Origin of the sequence: Bacillus sp. Root131 (assembly GCF_001429475.1) — a bacterium.
In the GTDB taxonomy this organism is placed as follows: domain Bacteria; phylum Bacillota; class Bacilli; order Bacillales; family Bacillaceae_G; genus Bacillus_A; species Bacillus_A thuringiensis_S.
The window spans coordinates 1,485,020-1,500,856 of sequence record NZ_LMJQ01000001.1; the positions used below are offsets into that span (position 1 = coordinate 1,485,020).

Below are 15,837 nucleotides of genomic sequence, written 5' to 3' on the forward strand. Positions count from 1 at the left end.
ATTGGGGGTTTAATTAATAGGAGGTGAAATAGGATGGCTTTAACACAAGAGCGTAAAAACGAAATCATTGCACAATTTAGAACTCATGAGACTGATACTGGTTCTCCAGAGGTTCAAATTGCTGTCCTAACGGAGCAAATTAACACTCTAAACGAGCACTTACGTACTCACAAGAAAGATCATCATTCACGTCGTGGTCTATTAAAGATGGTTGGTAAACGTCGTAACTTACTAACTTACCTTCGTAATAGCGATATCACACGTTACCGTGAATTAATCACAAAGCTTGGCTTACGTCGATAGTCAAAGAAGCGGGAATATTCCCGCTTTTTTGTTAGGTAAAAATATATCTTCTACGCTTTATAGCTTACTTAATTTTAGGCAATACTAGAGGTAGAATATTGTGATATACTATCCATTTACATAGAAGAATTGAATACTTTAAATTGAGAGGGGTACTTAAATGAGTCAAGAAAAGCAAGTCTTCTCGATAGATTTAGCTGGTCGCCAGCTAACAGTTGAAACTGGTCAGCTTGCCAAACAAGCGAACGGAGCAGTATTAGTAAGATATGGCGATACAGCGGTTCTATCTACAGCAACTGCATCAAAAGAAGCTAAAAATGTAGATTTTTTCCCACTTACAGTAAACTATGAAGAGCGTTTATATGCAGTCGGAAAAATTCCTGGCGGTTTTATTAAGCGTGAAGGTCGTCCAAGTGAAAAAGCAATTTTGGCAAGTCGTTTAATCGACCGTCCAATTCGTCCGCTATTCGCAGATGGTTTCCGTAACGAAGTGCAAGTTGTCAGCATTGTAATGAGTGTTGATCAAGATTGTTCTTCTGAAATGGCAGCTATGCTTGGTTCTTCATTAGCGTTATCGATTTCAGATATTCCATTTGAAGGTCCAATCGCTGGTGCGACAGTTGGTCGTATTAATGGCGAATTCGTTATTAATCCAACAGTAGAACAGCAAGAACAAAGTGATATCCACTTAGTTGTAGCTGGTACGAAAGATGCGATTAACATGGTTGAAGCAGGAGCAGATCAAGTGCCTGAAGAAACAATGTTAGAAGCAATTATGTTTGGTCATGACGAAATTAAACGTTTAATTGCATTCCAAGAAGAGATTGTACAAGCTGTAGGTAAAGAGAAATCAGAAGTGAAACTTTATGAAGTTGACGCTGATCTTAATCAAGCTGTACGTGAAATGGCTGAGAAGGATATGCATTCTGCAATTCAAGTACATGAGAAACATGCACGTGAAGATGCAATTAACGAAGTGAAAAAGCGTGTAATTGAGCATTACGAAGCTGAAGAAGCTGACGCTGATACATTAGGACAAGTAAATGAGATTTTATATAAAATTGTAAAAGAAGAAGTACGTCGTCTTATTACAGTTGAAAAAATTCGCCCAGATGGCCGTAAAGGTGACGAAATCCGTCCTTTAGCATCAGAGGTTGGTATTTTATCTCGTACACACGGTTCTGGTTTATTCACACGTGGACAAACACAAGCATTAAGTATTTGTACATTAGGTGCATTAGGCGATGTGCAAATTTTAGATGGTCTTGGTGTAGAAGAATCAAAACGCTTTATGCACCATTACAATTTCCCATCATTTAGTGTTGGTGAAACAAGACCGATGCGTGGACCAGGTCGTCGTGAAATTGGTCACGGGGCACTAGGAGAGCGCGCACTTGAGCCTGTAATTCCATCTGAAAAAGATTTCCCATACACAGTACGCCTTGTATCTGAAGTATTAGAATCAAATGGTTCTACTTCACAAGCAAGTATTTGTGGTAGTACTTTAGCAATGATGGATGCGGGTGTTCCACTTAAAGCTCCAGTTGCAGGTATTGCAATGGGTCTGGTTAAATCTGGTGAGCATTACACAATTTTATCTGATATTCAAGGTATGGAAGATCATTTAGGTGATATGGACTTTAAAGTAGCAGGTACAGCACAAGGTGTAACTGCACTGCAAATGGACATTAAAATCGATGGTTTATCACGTGAGATTTTAGAAGAGGCATTACAACAAGCGAAAATTGGTCGTGTGCACATTCTAAATCATATGTTATCTGTTATTGCAGAGCCACGTACTGAATTATCAGCTTACGCTCCAAAGATTATTATAATGACAATTAACCCAGATAAAATCCGTGACGTTATTGGACCAAGCGGTAAACAAATCAATAAAATTATTGAAGAAACTGGTGTTAAAATTGACATCGAGCAAGATGGTACAGTATTCATTTCATCAATAAATCAAGAAATGAACGACAAAGCTAAGAAGATTATCGAAGATATCGTTCGCGAAGTACAAGTAGGTGAGATCTACGAAGGAAAAGTGAAACGTGTTGAGAAATTCGGTGCTTTCGTTGAATTATTCAGCGGTAAAGATGGATTAGTTCATATTTCTGAACTTGCACTTGAGCGTGTAGGTAAAGTAGAAGACGTTGTGAAAATCGGTGATGTAATTACAGTTAAAGTTATCGAGATTGACAAGCAAGGTCGCGTAAATCTATCTAGAAAAGTATTGCTAAAAGAAGAGCAAGAAAAAGAAGCTGCTAAAGAAGAAGACAAACAAGAGCAGCAATAAGTAAAAGCCAGTTAAACTGGCTTTTTTTGTTATGTAAAAAACATGATGTTCATATATTTTTATGTCGGTATAGGTATAGTTTTCATTATAACGCTCAAATTAACAAAGATAAGAAGAAAATGTTTTTATATAGTTAATTTGGGAGGGTTTATATGAAAGTTCGTATATTGGCATACATATGTATATTTTCTTTATATGTCAGTTTAGGCTCTTATTCTGTTTTTGCACAAGATAACTTGCATGAAGAAATTCAAAAGCATGCAAAACAGTATGAGATTGCACCTCAAAATGCGATGATTGATAAAATATGGAAGGCAACACCTGGATATAATGGAAGACAAGTGGATATTGAAGCATCGTATAATAATATGAAGAAGCTAAAGGAATTTGATCAAAAATATCTTGAATTCAAAGAAGTCTCACCGAGTGTTCATTTGGAAGATTTATCACCAGCTCCAATTTATAGAGGGCATCCAAATAAAAAGATGGTAGGATTAACAATAAATGTGGCATGGGGAAATGAGTATTTGCCTCGCATATTAGAAATCTTGAAAAAGCATGATGTGAAGGCCACTTTCTTTTTAGAAGGACGTTGGGTGAAAGAAAATTTGCGGTTTGCAAAAATGATTGTCGATGCAAAACAAGAAGTTGGAAATCACTCATACACACACCCTAATATGAAAACGTTATCCTCAGATGAAATACGAGATCAGTTACAAAAAACAAATCGAATGATAGAAGTAGCAACGAATCAAAAAGTAAGATGGTTTGCCCCGCCGAGTGGAAGCTTTCGAGATGAAGTCGTAAAGATTGCAGATGATTTTCAAATGGGAACGATTATGTGGACTGTAGATACGATTGATTGGCAGCGACCTGAGCCAGATGTACTATTGCAGAGAGTAATGAGAAAAATACATCCAGGTGCTATCATATTAATGCATCCTACTTCGTCTACAGCAGAGGCTTTAGATATAATGATTACAAAATTGAAGGAACAAGGATATAAAGTGGGGAATATAACTGAATTACTGGATGAAAAACGTGTGGATTAAATACATTTGCATGACATTCATCCTTAAACTTGTTATCATTAAATAATAGCGTTTTATTTAGAGAAACTGGCAGTAGGAGGAAAGTTTTTGATTAAAAAATATACTTGTAAAAATGGTGTAAGAATAGTTATGGAGAATATACCAACTGTAAGATCGGTTGCAATTGGTATTTGGATCCATGCGGGATCAAGAAATGAAAATGAAAAAAATAATGGGATTTCTCACTTTTTAGAGCATATGTTCTTTAAAGGGACAGAGACACGTAGTGCACGAGAGATTGCAGAATCATTTGATAGCATTGGTGGTCAAGTGAATGCATTTACTTCAAAAGAATATACTTGTTACTATGCAAAAGTATTAGATGAGCATGCTAAATATGCTTTAGATGTTTTAGCAGATATGTTCTTTAATTCAACATTTGATGAGGAAGAACTGAAAAAAGAGAAGAATGTCGTATGTGAAGAAATTAAAATGTACGAAGATGCGCCAGATGATATTGTGCATGATATGTTAACGAAAGCAACATATGAAACGCATCCACTTGGATATCCTATTTTAGGAACAGAAGAAACGCTTAATACGTTTACAGGTGATACGTTACGTCAATATATAAAAGATCATTACACACCTGAAAATGTAGTTGTATCAGTTGCAGGAAATATTGATGAAGCATTTTTACAAACAGTGGAGCAATATTTCGGTAGTTATGAAGGAACAACAAACCGTGAACAAGTACATAGCCCAATTTTCCATTTTAATAAGGTAGCCCGTAAAAAGGAAACGGAACAAGCTCATTTATGTCTAGGATATAAAGGTTTACAAATGGGACACGAAGATATTTATAACTTAATTGTATTAAATAATGTTTTAGGCGGTAGCATGAGTAGCCGTTTATTCCAAGAAGTACGTGAGCAACGTGGATTAGCTTACTCGGTATTTTCTTACCACTCTTCTTATGAAGATACAGGTATGTTAACACTTTACGGTGGAACAGGTAGCCAACAATTAGATACACTGTATGAAACAATGCAAGAAACATTAGAGACATTGAAAAATACAGGTATTACAGAAAAAGAGCTTATGAATAGTAAAGAGCAATTAAAAGGAAACTTAATGTTAAGTTTAGAAAGTACAAATAGCCGTATGAGCCGTAACGGTAAAAATGAATTGCTTCTTCGTAAACATCGTTCACTTGATGAGATTATTGAAAGTGTAAACACTGTAACAAAAGAAAATGTGGACGGATTAATTCGCAACATGTTTACTGATGAATTCTCTGCGGCACTTATTAGTCCAGATGGAAAACTTCCAAAAGGAATAAAACTATAATCGATTTTTATGATGTATCTGATAATAACCTTCTCTCTTTTTAAATGAGAGAAGGTTATTTTTTTTATACATATAGAATAGGTACTAATTATAGACAATGCAAATGAAAAATTCAGTAGTGGGAGTGGAGTATGTATGCGATTAAGTGAATTAAGTGGTAAAGAGGTTGTAGATATAGAAAAAGCGGAAAAAATGGGAGTCTTAGGTTATATGGATTTAGAGATTAATGAGAAAGACGGACAAATACAAACACTTATAATACCTGTAGGGAAGTGGGGAGGTTTTAAAAAGGAACCACAAGAAGTAAGGGTGGCATGGAGTCAAATAAAGAAAGTCGGACATGATATGCTTCTTTGTGATAGTATAGATCGTTCAAATTCGGAGTGAAGGATGGCCATTTTGGTCATCTTTTTTTGTATCTACATAGAAACCTGATAAATCATATGTGCATTTGGATTTTCAATCACCATAAACTCGTACATTACATATGATGTGGAGGAAAAAGAAAAAGTAGGCACTTTTCTTATAAATGACAGAAAAAGAAGGTGAATTAGGGAATGTTGACTGAGATGCATATTGCTGTCATAGGAGGAGATGCAAGGCAGCTAGAAGTAATTCGTAAGCTAGTTGAATTGGATGCGAAACTTTCTTTGATAGGGTTTGATCAGTTAGATCATGGTTTCACAGGGGCAGCAAAAGAAAGTATACAAAATTTAGATTTCACTTCTGTAGACGCAATTATTTTGCCGGTTGCAGGTACAAATGCTAAAGGAGAAGTAGATACTATTTTTTCAAATGAAAAAGTTTCAATAACGAAAGAACAAATTGAAAATACACCAGAACACTTTACTATATATTCGGGTATTGGTACACCTTACTTGGAAAATCTCGTATCTACTACGAACCGAAAACTTGTTAAATTATTTGATCGTGATGATGTGGCAATATACAATTCTATTCCAACTGTAGAAGGTACATTAATGATGGTAATTCAACATACCGACTATACAATTCATGGGTCCAATGTAATGGTTCTAGGATTTGGTAGAACAGGAATGAGTGTTGCGAGAGCATTTCAATCATTAGGAGCCCATGTCAAAGTTGGAGCAAGACGATCTGAACATATTGCACGTATTACAGAAATGATGTTTTCTCCTTTTCATATGCAAGACATAGAGAAAGAAGTAGGAAATATCGATATTGTAATCAATACAATTCCGCACCTCGTTGTAACAGCGAATGTTATTGCAAAAATGCCAGCTCATACGTTAGTGATTGATTTAGCTTCTAAACCAGGCGGTACTGACTTTAGATATGCGGAAAAAAGAGGAGTCAAAGCGTTGCTAGCACCTGGATTACCAGGTATTGTTGCTCCCAAAACGGCTGGGCAAATTTTAGCAAATGTTCTTTCTCAGTTATTAGCAGCAGATGCAATTGCAAAGGAGGAGGAAAAGAAATGAGTTTGAAGGGGAAACGAATTGGTTTCGGATTTACGGGTTCACATTGTACGTATGAGGAAGTTATGCCGCACTTAGAAAAATTAATTGCTGAAGGGGCAGAAGTACGTCCCGTTGTTTCATACACTGTTCAATCAACAAATACTAGATTTGGAGAAGGAGCAGAGTGGATTAAGAAAATTGAAGAAATAACAGGTTTTAAAGCAATTAATTCAATTGTTGGAGCAGAGCCACTTGGACCTAAAATTCCATTAGACTGCATGGTAATCGCTCCTTTAACAGGAAATTCTATGAGTAAATTTGCAAATGCAATGACAGACTCTCCAGTACTAATGGCAGCAAAAGCGACGTTAAGAAATGGCAAGCCTGTCGTATTGGCGGTTTCGACGAATGATGCATTAGGATTAAATGGGGTAAATCTAATTACACCAACAAGGTGACAACAATGCATAAACGCTTATATGTCGCCATCTTGAGGGAGCTTAGGGTAAAGCACAAGTTCGAAATCATCGAGCCTTTGCCACTTTTCCTTTTTATAAACAGCCTTTTCTAAAACCGACTTTAGGAGGCTGTTTTTCTTTTTGGGATCATCTGTTTTAAAGTACAAATCAAGAACATGCTCCACTTGAGGTATTGTATCTTTCTTGACTTTTTCCTTCTTAATTTCGGTTTTAATTTCTTTCTTTAGGTTTTCCATAGTGGAAGTAATTTCAGTTATACGGTCAGAAACTACATTCGAGCGTTCTAAAAACATATCGACTGTGTAAACACCACGTTCTAATAAATCATGTAAATTATTTTTTTGTTTTTGGACATCCACTAATTCTTTTTCAAGCTTGCGTAATGCAGCTTCATTCATTTGAATAACTTGTGTTTCTTTTAATTTGTCATCTTGCTTATGTTTTTCAAAATCAGCTTTATAATTGATGTACCATTCTTTCAATGCCTCGAGTAAACGCTTCTCAATTAATTCAGTATAACTTGATTTGTTTTCACAGCCACGGTGTTTACAATCCATCGTTTCTTTTCGGTTCTTCGGATAACGTTGGACCATACTGTAACCACATTTAGAGCATTTAATAATACCAGCTAGTGGATTTTTAATTCCGTTCGTATTGTAAGGAATGTGATATCTTGAGTTTAATTTTTCTTGTACTTGTTCAAATAGACTTTCAGGTATGATTGGTTCATGTTTGCCATCAGCAATAATCCAATCTGATTTATCTTGTCTTGTACAGCTACGCTTCACAGCATCAGGACGTTTTACTTCTTTTCGTTTTTGCCACGTTACTTTTCCAATGTACACATTGTTCTTTAATATATCTAAGATGCTGTAGGGGTTCCATTCATTACCTAGCTTACTTTTGTAGCCAAGATCATTTAACTTGCTTCGGATTGCGTTAGCACCCATATCCTCATTTGCATACCAATCAAATATCATTCTTACAACTGAAGCTTCTTCTGGATTAATCGTTAAAGTACGTTCTCGCTTATTTAAGCGATGGATATCATATCCGAATGGTGCATGTGTACCAAGGTAATTCCCAGCCTCTACACTGGCGACACGACCTCGTTGCATACGGCGTGTAATAATCTTTAACTCCTTACGAGCCATAAAAGCTTCAAATTCGCTGTATTCTTCATCCCACTCATCATTAAGGTCATAAGTCTTCCTAGGTGTCATAATCTTCGTATTCGAGCGTTTAAACGTCTCTAAAATGATTCCTTGCTCTTTCATACCACCACGACCTAAACGATCCATATCCATACAAAGAACAACATCATATTTGTTATCTTCAATTTCTTCAAGCAGCGCTAACATCTCAGGGCGTTTTACTAAGCTCTCACCAGATACGATTTCCTCACGGACAGATAAAACATTTAAGTTCATTTCCTTGGCAATTTTCAGCAGGGTAGTGCGGTGCTTTGCTAATGTTTCTCCTTCGCCTCGCGCTTCGGCTTCGAGATCGGCACGGGATTTTCGTAAGTAAATTGCGGTTTTCATAGCATATCCTCCTTTTAATAGTTATTATAAGCTTTAATGATGAATATAGAAGCGTTGTTTTCTATGAAGGGAAAAGAACATTCGTTCTTTTTGACTTGAAAAAGAAAAGCCTATAAAGGCTTTCAAGTATTTTATTTGGTAGTTAATGTACCTCAAGCGAGTTTTGTATCTTATAATGCCATTCTGAAGTTTCTGCAGCTATTGTAAATTTGTATTCTCCAGATGTAGTAAAGAGACAATTTCGTTTAGGGCGTTATTTACATTATGTAGATTTATTTATTAGATAGATCAATTTTTTTGTATAAGCGCCATTGATCTTTGTCAGGGTTATATAAATAAGCCTCATTTAGAGTAACTGTATAATCTGGTTCTACTAATACCCATTGATTATCTTTTCGAGTGTATAGATGTATTAATGTTAAATCTTGAATTTTAGTATAATCTATAGGAGTCATTGTATAAAATGATTTTTGTTGTTTGTTAAGATTATAAAGGAATAGTATAGAAGCAGATAAGACTGCATATAGAGCGGGCTCACCTATTAAGATAGACAAGTTATTTTCTATTATTTCAACCTTACTTTGACTTTGTTTAAATAAATTACTAATTACAATACAATGGAAGTACGAGCAATTAAAGATTAATATAAGGAAAATTGGCATAAGAAAAGTTTTTTCAATTTTCGATACGAAAGGAAAGAATATTTTATATTTTATTTTCTGAGTGTTTACTCTGTTTTTTTCCTCCAATGTTATTGACCAGGAAAATACATAGGCAATGTATATAATAAATACTACACCTACTAAAATAAGCATTATTAACATGAATAAGTTAGAGTGGAATCCTCCCCACATATTGGAGAGAATGTACCATACTAACATAGAAATATTAAATAAGATATAAGTTAGAAAGAATAAAAATATGTCTTTAACACATCTCTTTATAAATCTGTTTTGTTTTGGTTCAAAGGCTATATCTAAGTCGTTTTTACTGATATATCTGAAGATAAACGACAAAATAACTGGTATTGGGATGATTTTTAGGACAGTGTTAAATAGGTCTAAATATTTATTCATAGTTATAGTCTCCTATTTTTCAACTATCAAGTATTGATAGTTAACTTTTGTAATTCATTTAATTTCACCAACTACGTTCTAACCATTTAAATCATTTTCATAGGTGCTTACTAATAAAACAAATTGGATAATTTAATAGAATTTCGTGTTTTACTTTAACCATGGTAAATTTTCAAACGAGCGAATCCACCTGGAACCCCATGAATCTCCGCAACTTCTTGAATAGATAAACGAGTATCTTCGTATTCAGAAACCATTTCATCAGTTAGTAACAACTCCACAGCAAATGTATTTGCTTCAATTTCTAAACGATCTACCGAAAAGAATGTTTGGTTACGTAAGAAGGGGGTGTTTGCTTTAGGATGAAGTACAGCATGCCCTAATTCATGTGCACAAACAAATCGTTGAGTGGTTTCGTTAATTTGATTATTAATATGAATAAATTTAAATCGTTTATAAGTGTTGTAAAAACCAAGGGTATTCCCTAAGTCTTCAAACAACACAATGATATTTTTTTGCCTAGCAATTTCAAATGGATCTATTGTTTGATATTTTGCTACGATGTTTAATACGTACTTTTTGATGTCCATAAATTCACTCCACTCAATCTTTTTTATATTTGTTTGGAGTGAATTTTTGTTTTGCTAATTGTTTTGCCATGCGCATTGAGTTTTCCAGTGAAATGCGAATCATTTCTTTTGTGTGTTCATCAATTGGTTCTCCATCAAACATTAATGCTTCTTCACTGTTTTCTAATTGTTCTAATGTTTTTTCTAAATCTTTCGCAATATCACGCTCTTCCTTTTCCGATAAGCCTGGTGTCATGTTAGACAATAATTCCTTTTTTTCAGTTCTACCTAATAGGTAATCAGTTGAAACTTCAAAGAAATCAGCAATTTTTTTTAAAGTATCGTAATCGGGTTCACGTTGTCCTTGTTCATAATTGGCCAACTTTCCTCTTGAAAATCCCAACCTATCAGCAAGATCATATTGGCTTAGTTTCTGATTTTTCCTGAGCTCAGCAATCTTCTTTCCAAGCATAAATTTTCCTTCTTTCTAAATAAGAGTAGAAGCTTTTTTCTTAATTATAGAAACGTATAGTTTCTAAATCCACAAAGGAAACGAAAAGTTTCTAATAAATATTGACAGAAACGAAATGTTTCTATATATTGGAGGTGTAAGGAAACAAAATGTTTCTTAAAGGAGGGGGTATTATGAATAATAAAAGAATTAAAATGATTAAATTAAGAAATGATCAATCGAGAATAGAAGTTGCACAAAAGCTTTCAATTACACCTCAGATGTTAGGTGCTATTGAAAGGGGTGATAGGACACCTTCTTTAGAATTGGCTAAAAAAATAGCGGAGCTCTATAAAACAACAATTGATGATCTTTTTTTTAATTAAAAAGGAAACAAAACGTTTCCTTGGAGGTGATTAAATGCCATCAACTAACATGGCAGTACCAACAGACCCGTCGCATAAACATATAAAAAGCACTTCAAGAGGTGACACCATGAGCCAACAAGAAGAATATGCGGCGACTTATGAATTTGGAAAAACGAAAGTCCATGTTGTGGCTCCTGAGCCAAAATCACAAAAGGATATTGATAAAATCCGTCAAGCATATTACAAGGCTGGTTGGGCCATCATCAAAGAGATACAAGTAAAATCAAACGTTGAGGAATAGTTCCTCTCTTTTTATACGAAAAATAGACAAGTTACATATGTACTAAGTTCATTGTAACTATTTGAAAACTAAATATGGAGGCGAACAGATATGGGAACAAGCATATACTGCAATTCAGCGATAGGAGAATTATTACAGAATGCTAGAGAATGTTGTGACAATGTTCAGCTGAAAACGAAGAAAGGGTTATCTAAGTACCTTGGTATTACACATGAAAGACTAACCCGTATTGAATCTGGACTTTCTAAACCAGAATTTGAACTTGCGATGGATTGGTGCCATGCAACAGGAGCAAAGTTAAATCAACAAGCAATTAAACATATTTATGGTGTTGGATTACCGCCTACAGATCCACGCTTAACTCAAGATGTAAATCTACAATTGATGAACTACATTAAGCAAGCTGAAGAGGGGATTGCGGCAGCTAAAGAAATTATGAATCTACAAGTTACAACAAGGTCATGGAAGCATGATGAAAAAAAGAAACATGAATACGCAGTTCATGCAAAAGAAATTTTCGATACAATCCAAGCTACTCAATGTGTAGTACAAGCCCTTGAACAAGTTCATTTCGGCATTATGGAACAAATACAAAGAAGTTGGTTGCAAAAGGCCATGGCGGAGAACGTTATTATTCAATCAGTGGATAGCTTAATGAATTTAACAAAGGTGCTGTAAAGGGGGAAGGAAAATGACAGTAGATTATAAGAAACCTAGTTTAAAAGAATATAAGGAATTAATTCGTTATGATGCAAAACTAACTGGTGAAATTAAAATAGCAGAATTACTTAATGAGGATTCAAAAACAATTGAGTTAAAGCAAGAAAAGAAATTGTTGGGGATTCGAATCAAAATTATTGAAGCATCATTTATTTTGAAACATAAATGGGCAAAAGAAAAAGCTACCGCCTAGACAACAGTAGCTCTGAAAAATATCGTAAAGCAATTATAACATTATATAAATCATTTGGACAAGCCACTGTGCTTGTCGTTATGACCAGAAAGGGATTGTTCCTCCCACATACCCCTACAATGTTCCTTTCTGGTTGTAACGATGCGTACAGCATTAATTTAATTAGAAAGGAGGTGGGGAATTATGGATATACAAGAAGCTACTAAATTGGCAATAAAGCAAAATAGATATATTTCGCGAGTGCATTTTATAAACACCTTTAAGGTCAAACTTAAACCAACAAATACGTATGATTTATGCAAAACGTATTCTGTAAATCCTGGTGAAGTTGAACCACGAAGGGCATGGAGTCCCCGAGCAGATGATCTAATTGCTGATGACTGGATAGTTATTGATTAGGGCATCCAAGATTTTATCTCTTTAGCAGCTTTGTATCCTTTTTTTAGAAGAGTATTTTCTTCACAATATGCAATTCCTGCTGAAAGTAAAGTAGTCATATAAGCAATACTGTCTGCTTCATATATAGATACAAAACCTTCATCTTGTAAATAACATAAAGCTTTTGAAATTGATTTGTCAGTTTCATCAGGACATAGTTCCTGGAACCTTTCGAAAGAAAACATATCAGTTTCGTGTTTTTTATACTCAGTCGTCATGTATTTTAATAGGATTTCGGATAGCTTAATCATTTTCATATATTACACCTCCCTTAAAGGAAGATTATACCATAGTTTTTTAATGTGTTTATAAAAAGAGACAAGCCACTGTGCTTGTCGTTATGACCAGAAAGGGATTGTTCCTCCCTTACCTCTACAACGTTCCTTTCTGGTTGTAACGATGCGTACAGCATCAAATTAATTAGAAAGGAGATGTAATTCATGAACGATAAAAACAATCGTCTTCATGATCTAGTTCTTCCAGGGGATTTTTCATTTGCGAATAAACTTCGTAACTGTATGAGTGAATGTATTCATAACATGTTTAATGCAGAATCAACCGAAGAATCAAATCACTGGGAAGAAGAGCTGGAGCGATGTATAAGGGAATTTAAAATGCTTCGTGATACAAAAGAGGAACATGAGGCATCGATAAGTTATCGTGTAGTGATTAAAGATTTAAGAGCAAGAGGAGTTAACGCTTCGTTAGTAACACGTAGAAAATAAAAAAGATCTATCACTTGGCAGAGTGATAGACAAACGGTCTTGCAAAGATCTTAGGATTAATTATATCAAATTAGCATTCGTATAACAACGGAGTGTGTTACATGCTTTTAGACAAATCGTTACATAGAGTGTTGCTGAACCCTAAAGTGTTTCAACAAGCAACATCAGAGCAACACCTAATTTACTTAGTAAAACAATATCTCAAAATAGGATACAAGAATTATCGCTTATTACGTGTAGAGGACGGATTCGCGATATGTAAACGGGAGGATGAATAATATGGCAGTTTATAGACCAGTACATGTTTCATTTTGGCAGGATTCATTTGTTTTAGATCTTACACCGGAGGAGAAGTATTTCTACTTATATTTGATGACAAACAGTAAGACGTCTCAATCAGGAATTTATGAGCTTCCACTTCGTATCATTGAAACTGATACAGGATATAACCGTGAAACTGTTATGAAGCTATTAGAACGTTTTGCTGAGTACGGAAAAATTAATTACAACCAAAAAACAAAAGAGCTGTTCTTAATCAACTGGTTAAAATTCAATCCAATTAAAAATGTAAACATTGAAAAGTGTGTCTTAAAAGAGATTCAATCTGTGAAGGACCAGGATTTTTTAGTTGATTTCTATGAAACTTGCTTGCAATTAGAACGAGAACAAGATTTTAAAATTCCTCGTATTAAGGAGTATTTATCAGTCCGTTTGGAGGGGCTTATAAGGGGCTTCCAAGACCCTAGCAAGGAAGAAGAAAAAGAAAAAGAAGAAGAAAAAGAACAACAACAAGAAGAACGCGCAGGCGCGGAAGAAGTTGTTGAGGTTAATCCAATTTCTTTTTACGAGCAAAACTTCGGATTCATTACACCTTTTATCGCAGATGGTATTTATGCTTGGATAGATGATTTAAATGCAGAGCTAGTTATTAAGGCTATGGAGATTGCTTTAGAGAAGAATACGCGAAACATGTCTTACGTAAATACGATTTTAAGAGATTGGCATCTTAAAGGTTTTAAAACAGTAACTGATGTTGAGGCAGCTGATAAAGCATTCCGTGCTCAACGATTAACAAAATCGCAGCAACAAACAAAAGCACCTGATCAACAAAAAGGTCTATCGGAATCTACTAAAAACGTAATACAGCAGCAACAAGCCTGGGAGCAGAACATTCCAACAGAAGAAGAACTTGCAGTACTTAACCAACAGAATGCGTGGTTGGCCAAATGAGTAACGATATGATTCGTAATGTGGAAGCTGAACAAAGTGTTTTAGGTAGCATAATCCAAGAAGGCGATTTAATTAAAGATTGTCAGCTAAAGGTAAAACAGTTTTCTTTACCAACGCACCAAGTGATTTTCAGGGCAATGAGAGAATTAGAGGATGCTGAGGTTCCCATAGATCTTGTTGCTCTCATTGGAAAATTCGATGAAAGCTTTATGTATCAAATTGGTGGAATCGAATTCTTTGTAAACCTGACAGAAGTTGTAACAACAACTAAGAACTTCTCGTATCACGAAGGTTTAGTGATTGAAGCTTGGAAAATGCGACATGCTCAAGAGGTTGCTGGTAATTTATATAACCGCCTTCAGCAAGATAGGGATATGAGTGCTATTAGTACATCAATTGATGAATTAAGCGCCATTGAAGAAACGGGTTACTCAGATGAATTTAACTTGAAAGATACGCTTGTTGATTTGTATAAGAACATGCAAATTGATGTAGGAGATTTAACCGGTATTCCAACTGGTTATGACGACTTGAATAGAATGACTGCAGGGTTACAAGAAGGTGATTTAATTATTGTTGGGGCCCGACCTTCAATGGGGAAAACAGCATTTGTATTAAACGTTGCTTTTCATGCAGCAAGTGCTCATACAGCAACAGGAATCTTCTCGCTCGAGATGGGGGAGGAACAGCTACTTAAGAGGATGATTTCAAGTACTGGAAATATTGATGCTACAAAATTAAAGAATCCTAAGAAGCTATGTAATTTAAAGGATTGGGAAAAAATTAGTCAAGCGATGGGATTAATTAATGATTTGCCATTAGAAATTTACGATAAAGCAAATGTAACGATGCAAGAGATTTATGCAAAGGCTAGGAAATTAAAGCGTAAGTACCCTGATAAAAAGGTTTTAATTGCAATTGATTATTTGCAGCTTATTGTAGGGGATCCAAAGCATAGAGGGAACCGCATGCAAGAAATAGGTGAGATTAGTCGTAAGTTAAAACTGATGGCAAGAGAATTAAATGTATGTGTAGTTGCATTATCACAGTTAAGTCGTGCTGTAGAAAGTAGGCAAGATAAGAGACCATTGCTATCAGATTTACGTGAGAATGGTCAAATTGAGCAGGATGCGGATTTAATCGCATTCTTATACCGTGAAGATTACTATGACCGCGAGACAGAAAATAAAAACATAACGGAAATTATTTTAGCGAAACAGAGGAACGGTCCAGTTGGTGTCGTTGAACTAGCATTTATTAAAGAATTTAGTAAGTTTGTAAATTTAGATAGAAAGTTCAACCACCAACAGGAGGCCTAATC

Annotated in this window: 19 protein-coding genes and 1 pseudogene; 15 read left to right on the top strand and 5 right to left on the bottom strand. The window is 35.1% G+C overall.

Going from position 1 to position 15,837, the window contains the following annotated elements:
* Positions 1–33 precede the first annotated feature (33 nt).
* The 7 genes and pseudogenes from rpsO to dpaB all read left to right on the top strand — a co-directional run.
* Positions 34–303 (top strand): 30S ribosomal protein S15, encoded by a 270-nt coding sequence (gene rpsO / locus ASE54_RS07445; RefSeq protein WP_001229392.1) that lies wholly within the window; start codon positions 34–36, stop codon positions 301–303.
* A gap of 160 nt (positions 304–463) precedes the next feature.
* A complete protein-coding gene (pnp, locus tag ASE54_RS07450; RefSeq protein ID WP_000076743.1) occupies positions 464–2,602 on the top strand; it encodes a polyribonucleotide nucleotidyltransferase in 2,139 nt (712 codons plus the stop codon).
* A gap of 152 nt (positions 2,603–2,754) precedes the next feature.
* Positions 2,755–3,654 (top strand): polysaccharide deacetylase family protein, encoded by a 900-nt coding sequence (locus tag ASE54_RS07455; RefSeq protein ID WP_000868223.1) that lies wholly within the window; start codon positions 2,755–2,757, stop codon positions 3,652–3,654.
* An 87-nt stretch (positions 3,655–3,741) separates the two neighbouring features.
* Entirely contained in the window at positions 3,742–4,983 is a 1,242-nt protein-coding gene (locus ASE54_RS07460) for a pitrilysin family protein (RefSeq protein ID WP_000593001.1), read from the top strand.
* Positions 4,984–5,118: 135 nt separating this feature from the next.
* Complete coding sequence (locus ASE54_RS07465; RefSeq protein WP_001239759.1) at positions 5,119–5,370, top strand: YlmC/YmxH family sporulation protein; 252 nt, start codon at positions 5,119–5,121, stop codon at positions 5,368–5,370.
* A 170-nt stretch (positions 5,371–5,540) separates the two neighbouring features.
* A complete protein-coding gene (dpaA, locus tag ASE54_RS07470; protein WP_000954735.1) occupies positions 5,541–6,443 on the top strand; it encodes a dipicolinic acid synthetase subunit A in 903 nt (300 codons plus the stop codon).
* Positions 6,440–6,865: pseudogene (gene dpaB, locus ASE54_RS07475) on the top strand (dipicolinate synthase subunit B); the annotation flags it as partial. The gene dpaA and the pseudogene dpaB, both read left to right, overlap by 4 nt.
* A 32-nt stretch (positions 6,866–6,897) precedes the next feature.
* Here dpaB and ASE54_RS07480 read toward each other — a convergent pair.
* From ASE54_RS07480 to ASE54_RS07495, 4 genes are all read right to left on the bottom strand, one after another.
* Positions 6,898–8,445, bottom strand: a complete 1,548-nt coding sequence (locus tag ASE54_RS07480; protein WP_000844788.1) for a recombinase family protein — start codon at positions 8,443–8,445, stop codon at positions 6,898–6,900.
* Positions 8,446–8,717: 272 nt separating this feature from the next.
* Positions 8,718–9,521, bottom strand: a complete 804-nt coding sequence (locus ASE54_RS07485) for a hypothetical protein (protein ID WP_001046154.1) — start codon at positions 9,519–9,521, stop codon at positions 8,718–8,720.
* 155 nt (positions 9,522–9,676) lie between these two features.
* Positions 9,677–10,111, bottom strand: coding sequence for an ImmA/IrrE family metallo-endopeptidase (locus tag ASE54_RS07490; RefSeq protein WP_000351864.1), 435 nt, complete (start codon positions 10,109–10,111; stop codon positions 9,677–9,679).
* 13 nt (positions 10,112–10,124) lie between these two features.
* Positions 10,125–10,562 (bottom strand): helix-turn-helix domain-containing protein, encoded by a 438-nt coding sequence (locus ASE54_RS07495; RefSeq protein WP_000900757.1) that lies wholly within the window; start codon positions 10,560–10,562, stop codon positions 10,125–10,127.
* 173 nt (positions 10,563–10,735) lie between these two features.
* On the opposite strand from ASE54_RS07495, the gene ASE54_RS07500 reads away from it, so the two are divergent.
* The 5 genes from ASE54_RS07500 (at position 10,736) to ASE54_RS07520 (ending at position 12,522) form a co-directional block, all read left to right on the top strand.
* Positions 10,736–10,927, top strand: coding sequence for a helix-turn-helix domain-containing protein (locus tag ASE54_RS07500; RefSeq protein WP_001060851.1), 192 nt, complete (start codon positions 10,736–10,738; stop codon positions 10,925–10,927).
* A gap of 34 nt (positions 10,928–10,961) precedes the next feature.
* Entirely contained in the window at positions 10,962–11,210 is a 249-nt protein-coding gene (locus tag ASE54_RS07505; RefSeq protein ID WP_001141265.1) for a hypothetical protein, read from the top strand.
* Between the two features lie 90 nt (positions 11,211–11,300).
* Entirely contained in the window at positions 11,301–11,888 is a 588-nt protein-coding gene (locus ASE54_RS07510; protein ID WP_000537277.1) for a hypothetical protein, read from the top strand.
* Between the two features lie 13 nt (positions 11,889–11,901).
* Complete coding sequence (locus tag ASE54_RS07515) at positions 11,902–12,123, top strand: hypothetical protein (protein WP_000215309.1); 222 nt, start codon at positions 11,902–11,904, stop codon at positions 12,121–12,123.
* 183 nt (positions 12,124–12,306) lie between these two features.
* Positions 12,307–12,522: a hypothetical protein gene (locus ASE54_RS07520; RefSeq protein ID WP_000354295.1), complete on the top strand. Its 216-nt coding sequence runs from the start codon at positions 12,307–12,309 to the stop codon at positions 12,520–12,522.
* Here the strand turns inward: ASE54_RS07520 and ASE54_RS07525 are convergent.
* On the bottom strand, positions 12,519–12,818 hold the full coding sequence (locus ASE54_RS07525) for a hypothetical protein (protein WP_000782004.1): 300 nt from the start codon (positions 12,816–12,818) through the stop codon (positions 12,519–12,521). The two genes, ASE54_RS07520 and ASE54_RS07525, sit on opposite strands and share 4 nt — an antisense overlap.
* Positions 12,819–13,001: 183 nt before the next feature.
* Here ASE54_RS07525 and ASE54_RS07530 point away from each other — a divergent pair, with 183 nt between their 5' ends.
* The 3 genes from ASE54_RS07530 (at position 13,002) to dnaB (ending at position 15,835) form a co-directional block, all read left to right on the top strand.
* Positions 13,002–13,286 carry a hypothetical protein gene (locus tag ASE54_RS07530; RefSeq protein WP_000998369.1) on the top strand — a complete coding sequence of 95 codons (285 nt, stop codon included), beginning with the start codon at positions 13,002–13,004 and terminating at the stop codon, positions 13,284–13,286.
* Positions 13,287–13,565: 279 nt separating this feature from the next.
* A complete protein-coding gene (locus ASE54_RS07535; protein ID WP_000312141.1) occupies positions 13,566–14,516 on the top strand; it encodes a DnaD domain protein in 951 nt (316 codons plus the stop codon).
* Positions 14,513–15,835: a replicative DNA helicase gene (gene dnaB / locus ASE54_RS07540; RefSeq protein ID WP_000063910.1), complete on the top strand. Its 1,323-nt coding sequence runs from the start codon at positions 14,513–14,515 to the stop codon at positions 15,833–15,835. The genes ASE54_RS07535 and dnaB overlap by 4 nt, the downstream gene beginning before the upstream one ends.
* The last annotated feature ends 2 nt before the right edge of the window (positions 15,836–15,837 follow it).